This is a genomic window from Mycolicibacterium obuense (genome assembly GCF_055397605.1).
In genome coordinates, this window is sequence record NZ_AP043663.1 from 1835611 (window position 1) to 1856355 (window position 20745).

Consider the following 20745-nt stretch of genomic DNA (forward strand, 5'->3'; position numbering starts at 1 on the left):
CCAGAGTCTTCGCGCGACCACGAGAAGCGGGGACCTTCGGACGTGGCGCCGCAGAACGCGACGATTCAGACTGAAGGGGTGACCACCACGTCGTTGCTGCAGTCGATCCTCACCTGGCTACGCGCGGGCTACCCCGACGGGGTGCCCGGACCCGATCGCGTGCCACTGCTGGCATTGCTGCGTGCCACTCCACTGACCGAAGAACAGATCACGGAGGTCATCGCGCTGATCACGGCCCACGGAGCGCGGACTGATGCGGTGCTCGACCGCGACCACATCGCCGAGTTCATCTCGGAAGTCACCCACCACGACGCGGGGCCGGAGAACGTCGCGCGCGTCGCGGCGCGCCTGGCGGCAGCCGGTTGGCCGCTCGCCGGGGTGAACCTCGACGAGCGGCCGGACTGACGGGATTTACCTCAGGGTCGACGTGTCGATGACGAAGCGATAGCGGACGTCGCTGGCCAGCACCCGCTCGTACGCCTCGTTGACGTACTCGGGCTGGACCACCTCGATCTCCGGGGTGACGTCGTGCTCAGCGCAGAAGTCGAGCATCTCCTGGGTCTCGGGGATGCCGCCGATCATGGAGCCGGACAGGCTGCGGCGCATTCCGGCGAGCGGGAACGGCGGAACCTCCATAGGCCGCTCGGGCATTCCGAGTTCGACCAATGTGCCGTCGCGCTTGAGCAGGCCGAGATACGCGCCCAGGTCCAGATTCGCCGACACGGTGTTGAGGATCAGGTCGAACTTGCCTCGCAGCGCCTTGAAGGTGTCGTTGTCGCTGGTCGCGTAGTACTCGTCCGCGCCGAGGCGCAGACCGTCTTCCATCTTCTTCAGTGACTGGCTCAGCACGGTGACGTGGGCGCCCATCGCCTTGGCGAGCTTCACGCCCATGTGGCCCAGGCCGCCGAGGCCGATGATCGCGACGCTCTTGCCGGGGCCGGCCTCCCAGTGGCGCAGGGGGCTGAACAGCGTGATGCCCGCGCACAGCAGCGGTGCCGCCTTGTCCAGCGGAATGGAGTCGGGGATACGAAGGACGTAGTTCTCGTCGACGACGATCGCGCCGCTGTAGCCGCCCTGGGTGGGTTCACCGTCGCGACCGACGGCGTTGTAGGTGCCGACCATGCCGGTGCCCGTGCAGTACTGCTGCAGGCCTTCCTTGCAGTTGTCGCACTCGCGACAGGAATCGACGAAACAGCCGACGCCGACGTGATCGCCGACCTTGTACTTGGTGACCTCGGAGCCGACCTCGGTGACGACACCGGCGATCTCGTGTCCCGGGACGACGGGATAGTTGGGCTGACCCCATTCGGCCTTCACCGTGTGGATGTCCGAGTGGCAGATCCCGGCGAAATGAATGTCGAAGGCGACGTCGTGCGGGCCGACGTCGCGGCGGGTGATCGTGGTCTTGGTGAGCGGCTCGGTGGCCGAGGTGGCGGCATATGCCGATACGGTGGTCAAAGTCTCATCCTCTTTCGTCTTCACAGCGTTTTTTCCGGCCCGCCGCGGCGGGCCGAGCAGTCCAACGTCGAGGATGCCCCGTATTCATCCATGCGCATACCTCGTGGTGAGAATCGTCACCGGTTGGCCGCGGTGAGCGCCTCCTGCGTGCGGTCGTGCAGCGCTGCCGGGTCGGCGATGCCGAGCACTCTCAGGCAGGCGTCGGCGACGTGGCTGGGCAGCCGCTGGCGCGCCATCCCTTCGGGTGTGGACCACACATTCACCAGGGATTCGACGAGTCGAAACGGTAGATCGGCGGCCGCCGGATCGATCCCCGTGCCGGCCAGGATGCGCGCGCTCAGCTCCAGGTAGTGGCGGCGCAACCGTTCGCGCTCGGAGTAGAAGGGTTCGAGCCGCGCGTCGCGCAGTTCCGGCAGGAGGTAGAGGGCGCCGAGATTCCACCGACCGCTGAGCAGCTGTCTGCCGTCGAAGACCGCCAGGGCGTGCAGCTGCTGAGCCTCGGTCATCACCGGTTCCGCGTCACGCAGGACCGGAATGATCGACAGGGTGGGGGAGACCGTTTGGCTCAACAGCGCGCACAGGATGTCGTCTTTGGTCTTGAAGTAGTGGTACAGCGACGCCTGCCGGATGCCGACGGATTCGGCGATGTGGCGCGTCGACGTCGCGGCGTAACCCTGGGTGGTGAACAGTTCGCCTGCGGCATCGAGGATTTCGTCGCGAGCGGTGACGCCAGGGCGGCGCTGGGACTGCAGCCGGGGTCGTCCGGCGCGGGTCAGCGGCATGACTTCATCGTGGCTCAGCCCGAGCCGATTCGGTACCACCGTCCATATCTGTCACACGATAGAAACACGGGACACCCATCGGTTACCTCGGCCGTCAATTGGTTACTCCAGCGACACCCATCGGGCGCCCACGCCGAGAAAACTGTCGATTGACAGGCCGGCTGCGCATCGACGCGCTGCCGCCGACCCCGAGACCCATCACCTTCCAGGAGCGTCCACGTGGGCAGCACCGCATCCACCGTCGCCGACACGGCAGCGGTCCCGGACGCGTCGGCGACCGGCGCCCCGGTGGCCACGGTCGCCGACCTCCATGTCACCTTCACCAGAAGAGGGCGCGACGTGCACGCCCTGCGGGGCGTCTCGCTGGCGATCGCGCCGGGCGAAATCCTCGGTCTGGTAGGCGAATCGGGATCGGGCAAGAGTGTGCTCGGCTTCAGCATGCTCGGGCTGCTCGCCGACGGTGCGCGAGTCCAGGGCCGGGTCCGTGTCGCCGAATCGGACATGCTGCCCGGGATGCCCGGGTTCGACCCCAGGAATCTGCGCAAGGTGCGTCGGCTCGACCTCGGCGCGGTGTTCCAAGACCCGATGACCTCGTTGAACCCGACGATGCGGATCGGCAAGCAGGTCGAAGAGGTCGCCGGCAGCTCCGCCGAGGCGCTTCGCCTGCTCACCGCGGTCGGTATCCCCGACCCGCAGTCCCGGATGCGCGCCTACCCGCATCAACTGTCGGGCGGTCTACGGCAGCGCGTGATGATCGCGATCGCGATCGCGGGCAACCCTGAGCTCGTCATCGCCGACGAGCCCACGACGGCCCTCGACGTCACCGTGCAGGCACAGGTGCTGGCTCTTCTGCAGCGGCTGCGCGATGAGATCGGGTGCAGCATCGTGCTCATCACCCACGATCTCGGGGTCGCCGCACAGATCGCCGACCGCATCGCGGTGCTCTACGCCGGCCGCATCGCCGAGATCGGGCCCACCGCAGAGGTTCTCGACACGCCGGCGCATCCCTACACGGCCGGTCTGCTCGGCTCGCGGCTGACGCTGCAGACAGAGCGAGACCGCAGGCTCGCCGCGCTGGGGGGCTCGGTGCCCAGCGCGGCCGACCCGCTTCCCGGCTGCGCATTCGTCCCCCGATGCGCACTCGCCGCGCCCGAATGCGAGCAGACCCCACCGGATCCCGTCGCGGTCGGACCCGGCCGGGTCAGCGCCTGTGTGCGAACCCCCGACCAGGTCACCGACGAGTACAGAACGACGGTCGAACCCGACGACGAACCCACCCGGTCCGAGGTGACGATTCAGGAGGACGGCCCGAGCGCTGTCGACCTGCGCGACGTGACGAAGACGTTCACCGTGGCGCGCCGGTGGCTCGACCGCACCGCCGGTGCGGGCAAGCTCCAGGCGTTGCGCGGCGTGTCACTGCGGGTGGCGCAGGGCGAGTCGGTGGCGCTGGTGGGGGAGAGCGGGTCCGGGAAGTCCACCCTGCTGCGGGTCATCGCGGGCCTGGAGAAGGCGACGTCGGGCACGGTGGCGCTGGCGGACGGTCAGCGTCCGCAGATGGTGTTCCAGGACGCAGGCGCATCGCTGACGCCGTGGCTGTCGGTCGGCGAGATCATCGGTGAACGGGTCAGGAAGGGCTCGCGCGCCCAGCGTCGCGCCGCGGTGGCCGAGGTTCTCGAGCGCGTCGGACTGCCCGCGGACATCGCCACCGCCCGTGCCGGTCAACTCTCGGGCGGTCAGCGCCAGCGCGTCGCGCTCGCAAGGGCCACCGTGATCCCGCCCTCGGTGCTGCTGTGCGACGAGCCGACCAGCGCACTGGATGTCTCGCTCGCCGCGTCGGTGCTCAATCTGATCGGCGACCTGCGCCGCTCGTTGAACATGTCGGTGCTGTTCGTCACCCACGATCTCGCGGTGGCGCGCGTGGTCGCCGACCGTATCGCGGTGATGTACCTGGGCCGCATCGTCGAGGTCGGCCACGCCGACGAGGTGATCAGCCGTCCGGCCCATCCCTACACCCAGGCGCTGGTCGCTTCGATACCTGATCTCGGCCGCGAATTGCGTTCTCTGTCAGGCGAACCGGCGAGCCCCCTGGCGCCGCCGGATGGCTGTGCGTTCCATCCGCGTTGCCCGATCGCGATCGACGCGTGCGGTGACCCCGGTCTCGACGTCCGGCTCGAAGGCCGTCCCGGCAGCGCGCACCGCGTCGCCTGTATCGAAAGGCGGGCCCACTGATGGCCATGGCGGTGCCAGGTGTGACGACCGTCGGTTCGCGGCGGCAGCGCGGTTCACTGCGCCTCGTGCGCATGCCCGCGGCGACGCTGCCGCTGGTGAACTGGATCGGGTTCGCGTCGATCTTCGTCGTCACCGCGGTGGCGCTCGCGGTGCCGGTGCTGGCGCCGCACGACCCCTTGCTGCCGGTCAGCATGCCGCTGCAGGCGCCGGGCAGCAACGGGTTCCTGCTGGGCACCGACAGCATCGGCCGCGACATCCTGTCGCGGGTGCTCTACGGCGCTCGCTCCAGCTGGTTCGCCGCCCTGGTCGTCGTCGCCGTCGGATTGTTCATCGGCGGGCTGATCGGCCTGATCGCCGGCGCGACCGGTGGGTGGCTCGACACCGTGCTCATGCGCATCACCGACGCGTTCCTCTCGCTACCTGCCCCCGTCTTGGCGATCGCCGTGGTCGCCGCGCTCGGGCCGGGCTTCGTCCACACGCTGATCGCCGTGTCGATCGTGTGGTGGCCCTTCTACGCCCGACTCGTCCGCGGAGAGGTGGCCCGACTGGCGGCCCGCCCGCACGTGGAGGCCGCAAAACTGGCCGGGGTCAACCCGATTCGGCTGGCCATCCGGCACCTGCTGCCCGGCGCACTGCCGAACAGTCTGGTCGCCGCGAGCCTCGACATCGGCACGCTGATCCTGACGCTGGCGGCACTGTCCTTCCTCGGGCTCGGTCAGGCCGCGCCCGCCCCCGAACTCGGTGCCGACTCCGCGCGCAATCTGAGCTACTTCCTGCAGCAGTGGTGGATTCCGGTGATGCCCGGCCTGGCCGTGCTCGTCCTGGCTCTGGTGGGCAACATCGCAGGCGACTGCCTGCGCAACCTGATGAAGGACCGCGCATGAAGACGTTCGTGATGACGCGGGTCGCGGCGATGTTCGCGATCCTGGTCGCGCTGACCGGGGTGATGTTCCTGCTGCAGCACATCTCGCCGCTGGACCCGGTCAAGGCCCAGATGGGTGCCCAAGCCTCCGGTGCAGCCGTGGCGGCGCGCCGGGAGGAGCTGGGCCTCAACGATCCTGTGCTGGTGCAGTTCTGGCACTATCTGACCGGCGCCGCGACCGGTGACCTCGGTACGTCCTATCGGACCAGACATGGTGTCCTGTCGGATCTCGGCACGTTCTTCCCGGCCACGCTGGAACTGGCCATGTACGGTCTGGCCATCGCACTGGTGCTCGCCGTCCTGCTCGCATTCAGCACCACGCTGAAATGGCCGGGCGCGCAGGTGTTGCGGGCCGTCCTGTTCACCAGTGCCTCGGCACCGATGTTCCTGCTGGGCATCCTCGGCCTGCTCGTGTTCTACAAGACGCTCGGATGGGTGCCGGCCAACGGCCGTATCGCGCTGGCGGACGTACCCGACGGACCGACAGGTCTGCTGACGGTCGACGGGCTGCTGCACGGACGGTTCGACGTCGTCGGTGACGCGCTGCACCACCTCCTGTTGCCGGCCGTCGTCATCGCGCTCGGCCCCGCCGTGGCGATCGGACGTGTGCTGCGCAGCAGCCTGCTCGACGACATCGACAGCGACTACGCCCGGACGGCTCGCGCCAAAGGCCTGTCGGAGACCCAGATCATGGCCCGCCATGTGCTGCGCAACTGCGTCGGCGCCGCGCTGTCGATGACCGGATTGCAGATCGGACTGATGTTCTCCGGTGTGCTGGTGGTCGAGCAGGTGTTCGGCTGGCCGGGCATCGGCCAGTACATCGCCCAGAGCATCCCCGTCGCGGACTTTCCCGCCATCGCCGGCGTCACGCTCATGCTCGGCGCCCTCTACGTCGTCATCAACACGGCCGTGGACCTGCTCCAGGCCGCCGCAGACCCCCGCATCGCAGTCACAGGAGGATAGGTGCCGAAACAGCCACTGATCGTGGGCAACCCAGTGCTCGTCGTCGTCGACATGCAGGAGGCCGGTGGTATGCCCGCCGAGGAGGTGGGCATCGAACACATGCCCGGCTACGACGATCGCATCGCCCGCGCCCAACGCATGATCGACGCCGCCCGCGCGGCCGGCATCCCCATCGTGTTCTTCCAGGAGGTGCACCGCCCCAGCGGCATCGACTTCGGCCGGGAACTCGACGGTGTGGAAGGCGAGCACTGCGTGGAGGGCCGCCCCGGCACCCCGCTGCACCCCGCGCTGCTGCCCGAATTCAACGGGCCCAACCACGAATTCCACATCGTCAAGAGGCGCTACTCCGGGTTCATCGGCACGGAATTCGAGATCGTGCTCTCCGGACTGAAGGCCGACACGCTGATCCTCGTCGGTGGCCTCACCGACGTCTGCGTGCACTACACGTTCGCCGACGCCCACCAGCGCGACTTCTACGTGCGTGTGGTGACCGACTGTGTGGGCGGCTCGACGCAGTACCGGCACGACGCCGCGCTCGACGCGATGGAGTACCTGCAGACCGGTGCGATGCGCACCACCGAGGAGATCGTCGACGCCTTCAACGAGATCGGGGCGGCGACAAACGTTTTGGAAGGAGCGGCACGATGAGCCGACGTCTGAGGTTCGGCGCCGCCCTGGCTGCGGTGGTATTGACCCTGAGTGCCTGCGGCGGCTCGGATTCCGGGAGCAGCACGCCCAACGCGGCACCCACCGACAAGGTGCTGCACCTGTCGTTCCTGCAGGACATCGGCCAGCCGCCGGATCCCGACATCTACTACGCCGGCCAGGGTCTGCTGCTGACCACGAACACCTACGAAGGTCTGCTGCAGTACAAGGGCGGTACCGAGAAGCCCGAATTCGAGCCGCTGCTCGCCACCAAGTGGACCGTGTCGCCGGACAACCGGGTCTACACCTTCACGCTGCGCCAGGGAGTGAAGTTCCACGACGGGACACCGTTCACGTCTGCCGCGGTGAAAGCCTCGTTCGACCGGCGGGCCGCAGTCAACCAGGGGCCGGCGTACATGGTCTCCGACATCGAGTCGGTCACGACGCAGGGCGACTACGACGTGACCGTGACGCTCAAGGCGCCCAACTCGGCGTTCCTCGACTATCTCGCGTGTCCGTACGGCCCGAGGATGCTCAGTCCCGAAGGGCTGCAGAAGAATGCGGGCGCCGACAATGCGCAGGGCTACCTGACCAATCATGACCTGGGCACGGGCCCGTACACGCTGACGGCCGCCGAGGTCGGCTCGAAGTACGAGCTGACCGCGTTCGCCGACTATTGGGGCGCCAAGCCCTACTTCGAAAAGGTCGAGATGCCGGTCATCACCGACGTCTCGGCGCAGCAGCTGCAGTTCAACAACGGTCAGCTCGCCGCGATCCTGCACGACCTGCCGTCCTCGGCGGTGCAGTCGTACCTCGACAACAAGGCGTTCGCCAATTACTCGCTGCCGACCATGATGTCGAACTTCGTCTACATCAACCCCAAGAAGGGGATGATGACCGACGCGAAGAACCGCAACGCCGTCATGCAAGCCGTCGACGTCGACGAACTGGTGAAGCAGACCTACTTCGGCCGCGGCAAGAAAGCCGAGCAGATCTACCCGCCGAACGTCATGGAGGCGCAGTACGCCAAGCAGTCGGTGACCCACGATCCGTCGGTGCTCTCCGGCATCGCGGCGAGTCTGCCTGCCGACCAGAAGGCCGTCACCATCGGCTACGACTCGTCCAACCCGGACAACCAGCTGATCAGCAATCTGCTCCAGACCCAGCTGGCCGCAGCCGGTCTGACGGCCAAGGTGCAGGCGTACCCGACCTCGGAGATCTACGGCTGGATCGGCGGTGACGGGCAGGCGGCGCCGGAGATCATGACCTACCTCGGGTGGCCCGACGCACCGTCGCCCTACACCTGGGGCCACATCTCCTGGGATGCCGACGGCGGTCTGAACTTCTTCGGATGCTCCTCGCCGGGGATCGCCGATGCGCTGGCCAAGGGCCTGCCCACCGGGGCGGACGCCGACTTCTCCACCGCCGGTGAGGAAGCGGTGAAGACGGGCTGCTGGCTCAACGTCGCCGACGTCAACGACTTCATGGTGGCTCAGCCATGGCTCAAGGGCGTCGAAGCGGCGCACGTCGTGACCAATCCCAACTCGCTGCGCCTGGCTGCGTTGTCGGTCGGCTGATGGCGACGCTGGTGCGCCGCAGTGGCGTTCGGCGCATCGTGCTGCTGACGCTCGGATGGGAGGACCTGCCGAAGTCGGTGTCGGTGCACGGTGCACCCGACGACATCCGGTTGCGGGAACCGGTCCCCGGTGTGCTGCTGCAGACCGACGGCGGCTGGGTGCTGCTCGACACCGGCTTCAACACCGCGCTGATCCGGGATCCCCATCTGCGGCGCCGCTACTACCCGAGTGTCGAGTACCAGCCCATCCTGCCGGGGCCGGGCGAGCCGATCGAGGAGTCGTTGGCCGACATCGGAATCGACGTCGACGACATCCGGGTGGTGGCGGTGTCGCACCTGCACACCGATCACGCCGGCGGGCTGAAGCTGTTCGCCGGCAAGGTGCCGGTGCACGCCCAGCGGCGTGAAGTGGCGTACGGGTTGGCCAATCATCCAGAGCCCGAGCGGCACGCCATCTTCCGTGTGGACTTCGATGACCCGTCGATCGACTGGCAGCTCGCCGACGGAGAAGCCGACATCGCCCCCGGGATCACCGCGGTACCCACCTACGGACACACCCCGGGTCATCAGAGCTTCGTCGTCGAACTGGACGAGTCGGTCGGCGGGGGCGGCTACGTCTTCGCCTTCGACGCGGCCGACCTGACCGAGAACATCGACCACGAATTGGCCATCGGGGGTTTCATCGACGTCGATCCCGCCGACACGGTGGAACCGATCAGACGGCTCAAGAGACTGGCCGAGGAGAAGGGTTATCCGCTGATCCCCGGCCATGATCCACACGTCTGGCCGGAGATGACACAGCACTTCCACGAACGGTTCGCGCGGTGATCGATCTGGTGCTCCGGGCCGACCGGGCGTTGATCGACGGCGGCGTCCGCCCGGCAGCGGTGGCCGTCGTGCGTGGGGTCGTCGTCGACGTCGGGCCCCGCGACGCTGCCTACGACGCCCGCGCCGAGGTGACGGTACCGGCCGGCGCCGTGCTGCTGCCGGGGTTCGTCGACAGCCATGTCCACGTCAGCGACCCCGGCCCCGACTGGGAAGGCTTCGCCAGCGCGACCGAGGCCGCCGCCCGCGGCGGCATCACGACGCTGGTCGACATGCCGCTGGATTCGTTGCCGGTGACCACGACCGTCGCCGCGTTGGACGCGAAAAAAGCTGTGGCACAGGGTCGGTGCCGCGTTGCGGTCGGATACTGGGGCGGCGTGGTCCCGGAGAACATCGGCGCGTTGCAGCCACTGGCGAACGCCGGCGTGCGTGGCTTCAAGTGTTTCCTCGCCGACTCCGGCAACCCCCACTTCGGTCATCTCACACCCCAGGAGTTCGCCGCCGCCGCCCGCGAGATCGCCGACCTCGGATCGGTGTTGCTGGTGCACGCGGAGGATCACGATGTCCTCACCCGGAGCGCACCGCCGTCGGGACGGTCCTACCAGTCGTTCCTGGCGTCCCGTCCGGCAGCCGCCGAGGTCGACGCGGTCGCCCTGGCGGTCGAGGTGGCGCGCGACACCGGAGCCCGCGTCCACATCGTCCATGTGTCGAGCGCCGAGGCGGTGCAGGTCCTGGCCGCTGCCAGCGCGGACGGCGTGACCGTGACGGCCGAGACATGCCCGCACTATCTGACGTTCACCACCGACGACGTCCCGGTCGGCGGTACACAGTTCGCGGCCTGCCCGCCGATCCGGTCCGAGGACGATCGGGACGCGCTGTGGGCGGGCCTGGCCGACGGAGTCCTCGACATGGTGGTCTCGGACCACTCACCCTGCGCGCCGGATCTCAAGGGCGCCGGCGACTTCGGTGTCGCATTCGGAGGGATCAGCTCACTGCAGGTGAGCCCTCGCGCCGTCTGGACACAGGCCGCGTCACGGGGTTTCGGTGTGGCTGAGCTGAGCCGGTGGATGTCGGAGCGCCCGGCGCGGCTGGCGGGATGGACGGACCGTGGTCGCATCGCGGTCGGCGCCCGGGCGGACCTGTGTGAGTTCGATCCCGATGCGACCGAACAGGTGGTAGCAGCGCACCTGCGGCACCGGCACGCACTGACCCCCTACGACGGGATGGTGCTGCGCGGTCGTGTCCATCGAACGTGGGTGGAGGGCAGGACTGTCTACGAGGCGCTCGAGGTGGCGGCGTGAGACTGCTCGTCCTGAACCCCAACACGTCGGCGTCGATGGGCGCTGAGATCGCATCGTCTGCGGTCGCCGCCGCTGCTCCGGACACCGAGATCATCTGTCGCAGTGCGCCGTTCGGGTCGGTCGCCATCGACTCCGCGGGGGAGAGCTATGTGTCGGCCGTCGCGGTGATGGACATCGTCGCGACCCTGCAGGCGGCGGGGGAGTTCGACTTCGACGCCGTCGTACTCGCAGGATTCGGCGAGCACGGCCGCGACGCCCTGGCCGAGATGCTCACGGTCCCGGTGTTCGACATCGCCGAGTGCGCGGCCCACGTGGCCCACCTGATCGGGCGCCGGTTCTCGGTCATCACGACGTTGGCCAGATCGATCGCGCCGATCCAGGATCGGCTGCTGCTGGCCGGTCTGGACGCGCACTGCGCCTCCGTGCGGGCCTGCGGTCTGGGCACCGCGGAGGTGGACGCCGACCCCGAGGGCGCGGTCCGGGCCATTGTCGCCGAGGCGGTGCGCGCCGTCGCCGAGGACGGCGCCGACGTGATCTGTCTCGGCTGTGCGGGCATGGCGGGCGTGACCGCGGCGATCGCCGAGGACGTCGGAGTGCCCGCCGTCGACGGTGTCGCCGCGGCCGTCGCGCTGGCCCAGGCGGTCGTCGGGCTGGGGCTCTCGACCAGTAAAGCCGGCGTGTACGCGACCGGGCCGGCCAACGCGCGCAGCCACTGGCCGTTGTCGGCGGCGCTGGGGCTTGGCTCGTGACCGGGCAGCACGGGATCGACCTCGCCTCGCGGATTCTTGGCGGACGTGTGGTCGCTGCCAGCGACGAATCGTTCGGTGTCAAAGAACGTCTAGTCGACCCGGCCGAACCGGCGTTCGTGCCCGGCACCTACGACCTGCGCGGTGAGGTGGTGGACGGGTGGGAGACCCGTCGCCACGCCGGGCCCGGGGGCGACTGGGTCATCATCCGCCTCGGCGCGCCGGGCGTGCTGCGCGCCGTCGACGTCGACACCCGGTTCTTCTCGGGCAACCACCCGACCGCGTGCCGCGTGGACGCCTGCGTGCTCGGCGTCGCCGACGACGCGTGCGCACCTACCGTGAACTGGGTTTCGCTCACGGAATGGACTGCGCTGAAACCGGATTCGCCCAACATGCTGACCGTGGCCGACCACCGACGGTGGACGCACGTGCGGCTGCGCCTCGCCTCCGACGGCGGGGTGGCCCGCGTTCGTGTCTACGGTGACGTCCTGCCCGATCCGGCAGACTTCTGCGATGTCAGCGTCGAAGTCTCGGGGCTCGAACAGGGCGGTCGCGTCGAATGGTCAAGCGACAGCTTCTATTCCGATGCCTGCGCGCTCATCCGGCCGGACCGACCGCGGACCATGGGGGACGGTTGGGAGACCCGCAGGCGTCGCGACGTCGGACCCGAGACCCACGACGCCGTCCTGATCTCGTTCGGGTTCCCGGCCGACCTTCGGCGGCTCGAGATCGACACCTCCTGGTTCGTGTTCAACGCCTCCCTCGAGGTGTCGGTGCTGGGCAGTCGCCATCGCCCCGACCACAACGGCTGGGCGAGGGTGCCGTTCGACGTCGCTGTGCTGGACCGGACCCCGCTGGCACCGGACACCCGGCACCGGTTCACCGTCGCCGTCGACGACGTCTGTGCACTGCGGGTGCAGGCCTATCCGGACGGCGGGATCGCCCGCATCAGGGCGATCGGCACACCGACACCAGCAGGTATGCAACGCCTTCGGACGCGCTGGGACGAGGCCCGATGACCGAGGTGTCGGTGGGCGAGCACATCGGACTGTGGCGGCGCGTGCTGCTGATACCGGCCGAGGGGCCGCCGGACACGTCCACCGACGTGCTGTGGCTGCAAGGGCCGACCGGCTATGTCGACACCCGCGGCTTCGCCGGCGTCCTCTCTGCGACAGACGACGTGTTCCACTGGCGCCGCGACGTCGACTCCGAGCCGACCGACATCCCCGATGCGGGTCGGATGCATTGGGACGGAACAACACTCGTCGAAACCGGCGTCCACGAGAACTACACCGAACACTGGGTGCGCGAAGACGGTCCCGTCGAACCCGCAGGTGCACTGTTCCTGTCGGCCGGTCCGCAGAGGGCCGTCCTGGTCCGCGTGGGTGAGCTGATCGGCTGGGCGACCGCCGCAGGCGCCCAGGTCATCCACGCAGACCAGACACGCGACTGGCGATGCCACGACGATCACATCGTCGTCGACGGAGTCCGCTGGACGATCACCGCACGAGAAGGAGTAACGACACCGTGAGCAGTGCTGGCAACGCTGGAATGTCCTTCACGTCGATACCGGTCATCGACATCAGCGGTCTGTACTCGGACGAGATCGCCGACCAGGAGCGGGTCGCGGAGGAGATCGGGGCCGCCGCCCGCGACATCGGCTTCTTCTACATCAGCGGATCGGGCATCGACGAGGCATTGTTCGACCACCTGCTGGCGGCCACGAAAGAGTTCTTCGCTCTCCCCGTCGAGGAGAAGATGCGCAGCTACATCGGTCTGTCCCGATGCCACCGCGGGTACGTCCCCATCGGGGAGGAAGGTGTCGAAACCGGTGTCGGCGACTACAAGGAGGCATTCGACACCGGCCTGGACCTCCCTGCCGACGACCCCGACCACCTGAGCGGGAACCCGATGCTCGGGCCGAACACCTGGCCCGCGGTACCCGGCTTCGCGGCCGCGGTGACGGCCTACTACGACGCCATCATGGCCGTCGGGCACCGGCTGCTCCGGGCGTTCGCGGTGGCGCTCGGGGAGGACCCGGACGTGTTCTCCAAACACGCCACCAAGCCCCCGAGTCAGCTACGCCTGGTCCACTACCCGTTCAATTCGCAGGCCAGTGACGCACCCGGGATCGGCGCGCACACCGACTACGAATGCTTCACGCTGCTCAAACCAACAGCGCCGGGGCTGGAAGTGCAGAACGGCGCCGGGGAGTGGATCGACGTGCCGCCGATCGAGGGCACGTACGTGGTCAACATCGGTGACCTGTTGGAGTTGTGGACCAACGGGGTGTTCGTGGCCACCAGCCATCGCGTCCGGCGCGTCGCCGAGGAGCGCTACTCCTTCCCCCTGTTCTTCAACGTCGACTACGACACCGTCGTCGCGCCGCTGCCGCAGTTCGCCGATGCCGGCGCGGCGCAACGCCCGGCGTTGCGCGCGGGCGAACATCTCTTCGCGCAGACCGCGCAGACCTTCGCGTATCTGCGCAGCCGCATCGAATCCGGTGAACTGGTTCTGCCCGACGGAGCGCTCGAACCCAATCAGTTCGGTCAGCAGTCACGTCATCGCGACCGGGTCAGTTGATCGGCGCGTTGACCAGCCGCAGGTCGGCCATGATGCCGCGGGCGGCGACGATGCCCTCGCCGGTCTGCCAGACCTCGTTGTTGACCGCGTAGACGCGGTTGTCGCGGGTGGCCGACAACTTCTTCCACGCATCGCTGTCCATCACCGCCGGCGCCCGATCGCGAGCCTCGGCGGTGGCGAACGAGACGTAGACGATGTCGCCGTCGGCGGCGGAGAAGTCGGGAGAGCCCGCGAGGTCGGTGTCGGTGATGCCCACCTCGACGTAGGGCTTGTCCGAGAAGCGTTGTGTGACAGGTCGATCCACTCCGACATCGGCGATGACACTGCCTGGGAAGTTGTCGGTGCCGAAAATGCGCATGGTGGTGTCGGTGAATTGCACGACCGAGGCCTGGAAGTGGGTGGCGTCGCTGTCGGAGCCCACCCGGTCGGCCTGGCGGTCGAAATCCTCGACAAGCCGGTTGGCGGCCTCGAGCCGACCCGTCGCGGCGCCGACCGCGCGCAGATCGTCCTTCCACGCCGTGCCCGGCGGACCGGTGAACACCGTCGGCGCGATCTGCGCGAGAGCTGGGTGCTCGGAGGGGGTGAGCCCCACCGAGCCGAGGATCAGGTCGGGTCGGGCACCGCGCACGGCGTCGAGGTCCGGATCGGTCCGGCTCCCGGCCGCAGGCAGCTCGTGGATCGCGGTACCGAGGTAGGACGGTTGATCGGGAGAGCCGTCGGGCAGCGCGGCAGCGACGACGCGGGACTGCAGGCCTAGCGCGCACAGCGCGTCGAGTTGGTCGCCGGCGAGCGCGACGATGCGCTGCGGGTCGGCCACCACCGTCGTGGTGTCGGGGATCGGGGGAGTGATGGCGTGCCCGGTGGCATTGCGCACCTCCCGCTCGGGCGGACCGTCGTCGAGAGGTGCGGGCTCCGGTGCACAGGATTCGTCCGGTCGCCGGTCGTTGCCCAGGACGCCTGCGCTCGCGATGCGGGTGGTGCTGGTGACGATCGACGTCGGAGGGGCCGCGGGTCCCGTCGCCTGGTCCGATTGACCGCATCCGGACAGCAGGGCCGCCAGTACGGTGCCGAGTGCGATCACGGGCACGCGCTGAGCGCCGGAACGGCTGGTCCACGCTGCTGCCAGCGACACGGCCATCGACACGACGCAGACGGTAACACCGGCCTCTCCGCCGGGGCTCCCGATGCTGGTCACGCGGGTCGGCGAGGCAGGTGCTGACGTGATTACGACAGTTTGTAGGACCACCCCGACTTCTGTCGGGTTCGGGGGTTAGGATTGCGGTCGAACTTCACCGGGAAAGCGTGTCGGCAAGCCTGTGCCATCCCGGTGCGTCAGGAAGGTTGGAGGACCAATTGGTAGCCGAAGCGCCCCCAATCGGAGAACTCGAGGCACGGCGTCCTTTCCCGTCGCGCATCGGGCCCAAAGGCAACCTGATCTACAAGCTGATCACGACCACCGATCACAAGCTGATCGGCATCATGTACTGCGTCGCGTGCTTCGCGTTCTTCCTCATCGGTGGGTTGATGGCGCTGTTCATCCGCACCGAGCTCGCGGTGCCGGGTCTGCAGTTCCTGTCCAACGAGCAGTACAACCAGTTGTTCACCATGCACGGCACGGTGATGCTGCTGTTCTACGCGACCCCGATCGTGTTCGGGTTCGCCAACCTGGTGCTGCCGCTGCAGATCGGCGCCCCTGACGTCGCCTTCCCGCGGCTGAACGCGTTCTCGTTCTGGCTGTTCCTCTTCGGCGCCATGATCGCGATCGCCGGCTTCATCACCCCGGGTGGCGCTGCCGACTTCGGCTGGACGGCGTACTCACCGCTGACCGACTCGATCCACTCGCCCGGCGCGGGTGGCGACCTGTGGATCATGGGTCTGGCCGTCGGCGGTCTGGGCACCATCCTCGGTGCCGTCAACATGATCACCACGGTCGTGTGCATGCGCGCCCCGGGCATGACGATGTTCCGGATGCCGATCTTCACCTGGAACATCCTGGTGACGTCGATCCTGGTGCTGCTGGCGTTCCCGCTGCTGACCGCGGCTCTGTTCGGCCTCGCCGCCGACCGGCACCTCGGCGCCCACGTCTACGACCCCGCCAACGGCGGTGTGCTGCTGTGGCAACACCTGTTCTGGTTCTTCGGCCATCCCGAGGTGTACATCATCGCGCTGCCGTTCTTCGGCATCGTCAGTGAGATCTTCCCGGTGTTCTCCCGCAAGCCGATCTTCGGCTACACCACGCTGATCTACGCCACGCTCGGTATCGCCGCGCTGTCGGTGGCGGTGTGGGCGCACCACATGTACGCGACCGGCGCGGTGCTGCTCCCGTTCTTCTCGTTCATGACGTTCCTGATCGCCGTCCCCACGGGCATCAAGTTCTTCAACTGGATCGGCACCATGTGGAAGGGGCAGCTGACCTTCGAGACACCGATGCTGTTCTCGGTCGGGTTCATCGTCACGTTCCTGCTCGGTGGTCTCTCGGGTGTGCTGCTGGCCAGCCCGCCGCTGGACTTCCACGTCACCGACAGCTACTTCGTGATCGCGCACTTCCACTACGTGCTCTTCGGCACCATCGTGTTCGCGACGTACGCCGGCATCTACTTCTGGTTCCCGAAGATGACGGGCCGACTGCTCGACGAGCGGCTGGGCAAGGTGCACTTCTGGCTGACGTTCATCGGCTTCCACACCACGTTCCTGGTCCAGCACTGGCTCGGTGACGAGGGCATGCCTCGCCGCTACGCCGACTACCTGCCCAGCGACGGGTTCACCACGCTGAACATCGTGTCGACCATCGGTGCGTTCATTCTCGGCCTGTCGACGCTGCCGTTCCTGTGGAACATCTTCAAGAGCTGGCGCTACGGCGAGCCGGTGATGGTCGATGACCCCTGGGGCTACGGCAACTCCCTGGAGTGGGCCACCAGCTGCCCGCCGCCGCGGCACAACTTCACCGAGCTGCCCCGCATCCGGTCCGAGCGGCCCGCGTTCGAGCTGCACTACCCCCACATGGTGGAGCGCATGCGGCGTGAGGCCCACGTCGGGCGCGCGCACGGACCCGAGGACGGCGACGTGACGCGGATCGACGGCGTCGAGGTGCGCAGCTGATCCCGCGCGCTCGGGTTCTGCGGGGGTGGTGACCACGTCGAAGGTGTCGGTTCTCATCACCGTCACCGGTCGAGACAAACCGGGTGTCACGTCGGCGCTCTTCGAAGTGCTCTCCGCGCATGACGTCGAGCTCCTCAATGTCGAGCAGGTCGTGGTCCGCGGTCGTCTGACGCTCGCTGTCCTGGTGGCGGGACCGGCAGACGTGGCGGGTGGCACCACGTTGCGTGACGAGGTGCAGTCGGCGATCTGGGACGTCGGACTCGACGTGACGATCGAGGGCAGTGACGGTCTTCCCGTTCTGCGTCAGCCCTCCACCCACACCATCGTGGTGCTGGGCAGACCCATCACCGCCGGTGCCTTCGGTGTGGTGGCCCGAGAGGCCGCTGCGCTGGGAGTCAACATCGACACCATTCGTGGTGTCTCCGACTATCCCGTCACCGGGCTGGAGATGCGGGTGTCGGTGCCGGCGGGTACCTACCGGTCACTGCAGACGGTCCTGGCCACCGTCAGTGCCGAGCAAGCCGTCGACATCGCGGTCGAGGATTACAGCCTCTCTCGCCGGGCCAAGCGGCTGATCGTCTTCGACGTCGATTCCACGCTGATCCAGGGTGAGGTGATCGAGATGCTGGCGGCGCGCGCCGGCGTCGAGGGCAAGGTCGCCCAGATCACCGAGGCCGCGATGCGCGGTGAACTGGACTTCGAGGAGTCACTGCGCGAACGGGTCGCGACACTGGCCGGGTTGCCCGCGCGGGTCGTCGACGAGGTGGCCGAGCAGATCGAGCTCACCCCCGGTGCCCGGACGACGCTGCGCACGCTACGGCGGCTCGGCTATCACTGTGGCGTCGTCTCCGGCGGTTTCCGGCAGGTCATCGAACCGCTCGCCGAAGACCTGATGCTCGATTTCGTGGCCGCCAACCACCTCGAGATCGTCGACGGCATGCTGACCGGGCGCGTGACGGGCACGGTGGTGGATCGCCCCGGCAAAGCAAAGGCATTGCGGGACTTCGCCGCTGCGTTCGGCGTTCCGATGGAGCAGACGGTTGCGGTCGGCGACGGCGCCAACGACATCGACATGCTCACCGCGGCCGGGCTGGGCGTGGCCTTCAACGCCAAACCCGCTCTGCGCGAGGTCGCGGACGCCTCGCTGAGCCACCCCTACCTCGATACGGTGCTCTTCATCCTCGGCATCACCCGAGGGGAGATCGAGGCCGCCGACGCGCTCGACGGGATGGTGCGCCGGGTCGACATCCCGGACTGATCACACGATGACGGCGGCTGGTTCGGCGGGTGCCGTCCCGGTCACCGTTCGCCAGGCCCGAGCCAGCAGCGTGATGGATTCGATGAGCTGATCGTCGGGCAACGTATAGGGCACGCGGATGAACCGCTCGAGCGTACCGTCCACCCCGAAGCGGGGGCCGGGCGGAATCTCCAGACCCATTCGCGACGCCGCCGCGGACAACGCCGAACTCATCGGCGCGGGCAACCGCACCCACAGCGACATCCCGCCCGTTCCGGGTGCGGGGCGCCAGTCGGGCAGATGCTCGCGCATCAGGTCGAGCAGCAGCGCCCGCCGGGTCCGCAGGATCTCCCGCCGTTCCGGCAGCACGTCGCTCTCCGCGGCCAAAAGCCTTGCCGCAGCGAGCTGTTCGAAGACCGGGGTACCCATGTCGACCGCTGGTCGCAACGCCGCCACGGTCGCGAGCGTGGTTCGCTCCGCGCGGATCCAGCCGATCCGTAGCCCACCCCAGAACGACTTCGACATCGATCCGACCGTCAGCACCAGATCCCGGCCCGCGGTCAGCGACGCGGCGAACGGGGGTGGTACCTGCTCGTCGAGCCACATGTCGGTGATGGTCTCGTCGATGATCGTGCGGGTGCGGGTATCGGCGATGATCTGCGCGAGCCGGCGCCTGCCGGCGGGCGGCAACGTCAACCCGGTGGGGTTGTGGTTGTCGGGGATGAGATAGGCCAGGCTCGGCACCAGCTGCCGGATCGCCGCGTCCACGGCGTCGAGCTCCCATCCCGTGGATGTCATCGCCACGGGCACCGGCCGCACGCCGCGGGTGGCCATCGCCGCGAGTCCACCGTGATACGTCGGCTGTTCGACGAGCACGCGATCGTCGGGCTGGGTGTAGGTGGCCAGGATCAGGCCGATCGCGTGCAGCGCGCCGGTGGTCACCATGATCTCGTCCGGATCGGTGGGAAGTCCTCTGGCGCAATATCTTTCGGCGATGGCCTCGCGTAGTGCCGGCACTCCACGCAGTTCGATGCCGATGTCGCGCAGATGCGGCGTGACCAGCTCTGCCGCGTCGGCATAGGCCTGCGACACCACCGCGGCAGGAGCGGCGAGCGTCGCGGCGGCCAGGTTGGCGGTCGGAATGGTCAACGAGGGTGCCGACGGGGACACGGGCAGCGCGGTCGTGCTGCGGGCACCCTGCCTGGCGTTGAGATACCCGTCCTCGCGCAGCTGGGTGTACGCCGCGGTCACCGTGGTGCGGGAGACGTGCAATGCCTCGGCCAGCGCGCGCTCGCTGGGCAGTCGCGCCCCGATCGGGATACGACCGTCCACGATCAGCAGCCGAATCGCATCGGACAGGCCGTGGTAGGCCGGCCCGGTGCGACTGGACGTGCGCCAGTTGCCCAGTTCCCGGCTCAGCAGATCCACATCCAGGGATCTGGCAGTCATTGACGCAGTCATTGAGGCCAGTATTGCCCAACTGGCTATTGATGAGCAAGCCAGTCCAGCCAGATGATGGCGATATGACGCACTGGATATCTCGACTGGCCCTCCGGCTGGCTGACCTGTACTACCTCCCGTCTGTCGGCGGAACGCTCGACGAGCGCGACTCCGACGCCCGCCGCATGCGTACCGAGCTCGACGCGATCCGCATGCACTTCCCCGACCACGCGTGAGGTCCGCAGTCGGTAGGGGAGCCGTGCGTGGCGCCGTTCTGCTCGCCGGGCTCACCGGCTACGGCACGTCCATGGCGATGATGGTGCGCGCCGGCCTCGGGCTGGACCCCTGGGACGTCTTCCACCAGGGGCTGGCACTGCGCACCGGAATGACGATCGGCACGGCCTCGGCGGTCGTCGGGGTGGCAGTGCTCCTGGCCTGGATCCCGCTGCGCAACCGACCCGGAATCGGCACCGTCGCCAACGTCGTCGTCATCGCCGTCACCGTCGACGGTGCGCTGACCCTCATCACGGCGCCGCAGTCCCTGCCGGCCCGCGCCGCGCTGATGGTGGGCGCCGTGGTCCTCAACGCACTGAGCACGGTCCTCTACATCGGCGCGGGGCTCGGGCCCGGACCGCGGGACGGACTGATGACGGGACTGGTGGGCGCCACCGGTCGCTCGGTTCGTCTGGTCCGCACCACGATCGAGGTCACCGTGCTGGCACTCGGGTGGCTCCTCGGCGGCACCGTCGGCATCGGAACGCTGGCGTACGCCTTCGGGATCGGGCCGCTGGTGCAGCTGTTCGTCCGGCTGACCCCGCCGCGCCTCCTCGCGGTCAGCGGATGGGCGCAGGTCCGTCGACCTGTCACCGCGGGCGAGGCGGGCCCACTCGTCGAGTCAGGCGTCGCTCACAGGTCACACCGCGAGGGCTGACTACGATG

General features: G+C 68.2%; 20 protein-coding genes. 16 read left to right on the forward strand and 4 right to left on the reverse strand.

Features of this window, described 5'->3' with window-relative positions; translation table 11 throughout:
• Positions 1-78 precede the first annotated feature (78 nt).
• Positions 79-405 (forward strand): DUF3349 domain-containing protein, encoded by a 327-nt coding sequence (locus ACZ50N_RS08720; protein WP_046363631.1) that lies wholly within the window; start codon positions 79-81, stop codon positions 403-405.
• Positions 406-411: 6 nt separating this feature from the next.
• Here the strand turns inward: ACZ50N_RS08720 and ACZ50N_RS08725 are convergent, their stop codons facing one another.
• Together ACZ50N_RS08725 and ACZ50N_RS08730 are read right to left on the reverse strand one after the other, a co-directional pair.
• Positions 412-1458 carry an NAD(P)-dependent alcohol dehydrogenase gene (locus ACZ50N_RS08725; protein ID WP_048425395.1) on the reverse strand — a complete coding sequence of 349 codons (1047 nt, stop codon included), beginning with the start codon at positions 1456-1458 and terminating at the stop codon, positions 412-414.
• A gap of 116 nt (positions 1459-1574) precedes the next feature.
• Positions 1575-2240, reverse strand: a complete 666-nt coding sequence (locus ACZ50N_RS08730; RefSeq protein WP_464475175.1) for a TetR/AcrR family transcriptional regulator — start codon at positions 2238-2240, stop codon at positions 1575-1577.
• A 219-nt stretch (positions 2241-2459) separates the two neighbouring features.
• Here ACZ50N_RS08730 and ACZ50N_RS08735 point away from each other — a divergent pair, with 219 nt between their 5' ends.
• From ACZ50N_RS08735 to ACZ50N_RS08785, 11 genes are read left to right on the forward strand one after another with little or no spacing between them, the layout of a single operon-like run.
• Positions 2460-4469: a dipeptide ABC transporter ATP-binding protein gene (locus ACZ50N_RS08735; protein WP_464475176.1), complete on the forward strand. Its 2010-nt coding sequence runs from the start codon at positions 2460-2462 to the stop codon at positions 4467-4469.
• The gene (locus tag ACZ50N_RS08740) at positions 4469-5353 is read left to right on the forward strand and encodes an ABC transporter permease (protein ID WP_464475177.1); all 885 of its coding nucleotides are present in this window, start codon (positions 4469-4471) and stop codon (positions 5351-5353) included. Before ACZ50N_RS08735 ends, ACZ50N_RS08740 begins: the two co-directional genes overlap by 1 nt.
• Positions 5350-6354, forward strand: a complete 1005-nt coding sequence (locus ACZ50N_RS08745) for an ABC transporter permease (protein WP_464475178.1) — start codon at positions 5350-5352, stop codon at positions 6352-6354. Before ACZ50N_RS08740 ends, ACZ50N_RS08745 begins: the two co-directional genes overlap by 4 nt.
• On the forward strand, positions 6355-7002 hold the full coding sequence (locus ACZ50N_RS08750; RefSeq protein WP_048425266.1) for a cysteine hydrolase family protein: 648 nt from the start codon (positions 6355-6357) through the stop codon (positions 7000-7002).
• Positions 6999-8576, forward strand: coding sequence for an ABC transporter substrate-binding protein (locus ACZ50N_RS08755; RefSeq protein ID WP_046363614.1), 1578 nt, complete (start codon positions 6999-7001; stop codon positions 8574-8576). The genes ACZ50N_RS08750 and ACZ50N_RS08755 overlap by 4 nt, the downstream gene beginning before the upstream one ends.
• Positions 8576-9403: an N-acyl homoserine lactonase family protein gene (locus ACZ50N_RS08760; RefSeq protein ID WP_046363615.1), complete on the forward strand. Its 828-nt coding sequence runs from the start codon at positions 8576-8578 to the stop codon at positions 9401-9403. Before ACZ50N_RS08755 ends, ACZ50N_RS08760 begins: the two co-directional genes overlap by 1 nt.
• On the forward strand, positions 9400-10701 hold the full coding sequence (gene allB, locus ACZ50N_RS08765; protein WP_464475179.1) for an allantoinase AllB: 1302 nt from the start codon (positions 9400-9402) through the stop codon (positions 10699-10701). The genes ACZ50N_RS08760 and allB overlap by 4 nt, the downstream gene beginning before the upstream one ends.
• Positions 10698-11450 (forward strand): aspartate/glutamate racemase family protein, encoded by a 753-nt coding sequence (locus tag ACZ50N_RS08770; protein WP_464475180.1) that lies wholly within the window; start codon positions 10698-10700, stop codon positions 11448-11450. The genes allB and ACZ50N_RS08770 overlap by 4 nt, the downstream gene beginning before the upstream one ends.
• Positions 11447-12466: an allantoicase gene (gene alc / locus ACZ50N_RS08775; RefSeq protein WP_464468461.1), complete on the forward strand. Its 1020-nt coding sequence runs from the start codon at positions 11447-11449 to the stop codon at positions 12464-12466. Before ACZ50N_RS08770 ends, alc begins: the two co-directional genes overlap by 4 nt.
• Positions 12463-12978, forward strand: a complete 516-nt coding sequence (locus ACZ50N_RS08780; protein WP_464475181.1) for a hypothetical protein — start codon at positions 12463-12465, stop codon at positions 12976-12978. Before alc ends, ACZ50N_RS08780 begins: the two co-directional genes overlap by 4 nt.
• 20 nt (positions 12979-12998) lie before the next feature.
• The gene (locus ACZ50N_RS08785; protein WP_048425271.1) at positions 12999-14030 is read left to right on the forward strand and encodes an isopenicillin N synthase family dioxygenase; all 1032 of its coding nucleotides are present in this window, start codon (positions 12999-13001) and stop codon (positions 14028-14030) included.
• Here ACZ50N_RS08785 and ACZ50N_RS08790 read toward each other — a convergent pair.
• Positions 14023-15168 carry an iron-siderophore ABC transporter substrate-binding protein gene (locus ACZ50N_RS08790; protein WP_048425399.1) on the reverse strand — a complete coding sequence of 382 codons (1146 nt, stop codon included), beginning with the start codon at positions 15166-15168 and terminating at the stop codon, positions 14023-14025. The genes ACZ50N_RS08785 and ACZ50N_RS08790 overlap by 8 nt on opposite strands.
• A 215-nt stretch (positions 15169-15383) precedes the next feature.
• Between ACZ50N_RS08790 and ctaD the strand changes: the two genes are divergently transcribed.
• Positions 15384-17129: an aa3-type cytochrome oxidase subunit I gene (gene ctaD / locus ACZ50N_RS08795; protein WP_046363637.1), complete on the forward strand. Its 1746-nt coding sequence runs from the start codon at positions 15384-15386 to the stop codon at positions 17127-17129.
• Between the two features lie 28 nt (positions 17130-17157).
• Positions 17158-18387 (forward strand): phosphoserine phosphatase SerB, encoded by a 1230-nt coding sequence (serB, locus tag ACZ50N_RS08800; protein WP_110797866.1) that lies wholly within the window; start codon positions 17158-17160, stop codon positions 18385-18387.
• Here serB and yczR read toward each other — a convergent pair whose 3' ends face one another.
• Positions 18388-19827, reverse strand: a complete 1440-nt coding sequence (gene yczR, locus ACZ50N_RS08805; protein WP_464475182.1) for a MocR-like transcription factor YczR — start codon at positions 19825-19827, stop codon at positions 18388-18390.
• A 62-nt stretch (positions 19828-19889) separates the two neighbouring features.
• Between yczR and ACZ50N_RS08810 the strand changes: the two genes are divergently transcribed.
• Both ACZ50N_RS08810 and yczE read left to right on the forward strand, forming a co-directional pair.
• Positions 19890-20042 carry a hypothetical protein gene (locus ACZ50N_RS08810; protein WP_157863537.1) on the forward strand — a complete coding sequence of 51 codons (153 nt, stop codon included), beginning with the start codon at positions 19890-19892 and terminating at the stop codon, positions 20040-20042.
• Positions 20043-20113: 71 nt separating this feature from the next.
• The gene (yczE, locus tag ACZ50N_RS08815) at positions 20114-20737 is read left to right on the forward strand and encodes a membrane protein YczE (RefSeq protein ID WP_236694432.1); all 624 of its coding nucleotides are present in this window, start codon (positions 20114-20116) and stop codon (positions 20735-20737) included.
• The last annotated feature ends 8 nt before the right edge of the window (positions 20738-20745 follow it).

Bases quoted from the DNA above. Each gene is read 5' to 3' on its own strand.
- ACZ50N_RS08730 (WP_464475175.1), bottom strand. From the start codon at position 2,240: ATGCCGCTGACCCGCGCCGGACGACCCCGGCTGCAGTCCCAGCGCCGC.
- ACZ50N_RS08780 (WP_464475181.1), top strand. From the start codon at position 12,463: ATGACCGAGGTGTCGGTGGGCGAGCACATCGGACTGTGGCGGCGCGTG.
- ACZ50N_RS08790 (WP_048425399.1), bottom strand. From the start codon at position 15,168: ATGGCCGTGTCGCTGGCAGCAGCGTGGACCAGCCGTTCCGGCGCTCAG.
- yczR (WP_464475182.1), bottom strand. From the start codon at position 19,827: ATGACTGCGTCAATGACTGCCAGATCCCTGGATGTGGATCTGCTGAGC.
- yczE (WP_236694432.1), top strand. From the start codon at position 20,114: ATGGCGATGATGGTGCGCGCCGGCCTCGGGCTGGACCCCTGGGACGTC.
- ACZ50N_RS08785 (WP_048425271.1), top strand. From the start codon at position 12,999: ATGTCCTTCACGTCGATACCGGTCATCGACATCAGCGGTCTGTACTCG.
- ACZ50N_RS08810 (WP_157863537.1), top strand. From the start codon at position 19,890: ATGACGCACTGGATATCTCGACTGGCCCTCCGGCTGGCTGACCTGTAC.
- ACZ50N_RS08745 (WP_464475178.1), top strand. From the start codon at position 5,350: ATGAAGACGTTCGTGATGACGCGGGTCGCGGCGATGTTCGCGATCCTG.
- ACZ50N_RS08740 (WP_464475177.1), top strand. From the start codon at position 4,469: ATGGCCATGGCGGTGCCAGGTGTGACGACCGTCGGTTCGCGGCGGCAG.
- ACZ50N_RS08760 (WP_046363615.1), top strand. From the start codon at position 8,576: ATGGCGACGCTGGTGCGCCGCAGTGGCGTTCGGCGCATCGTGCTGCTG.
- ACZ50N_RS08755 (WP_046363614.1), top strand. From the start codon at position 6,999: ATGAGCCGACGTCTGAGGTTCGGCGCCGCCCTGGCTGCGGTGGTATTG.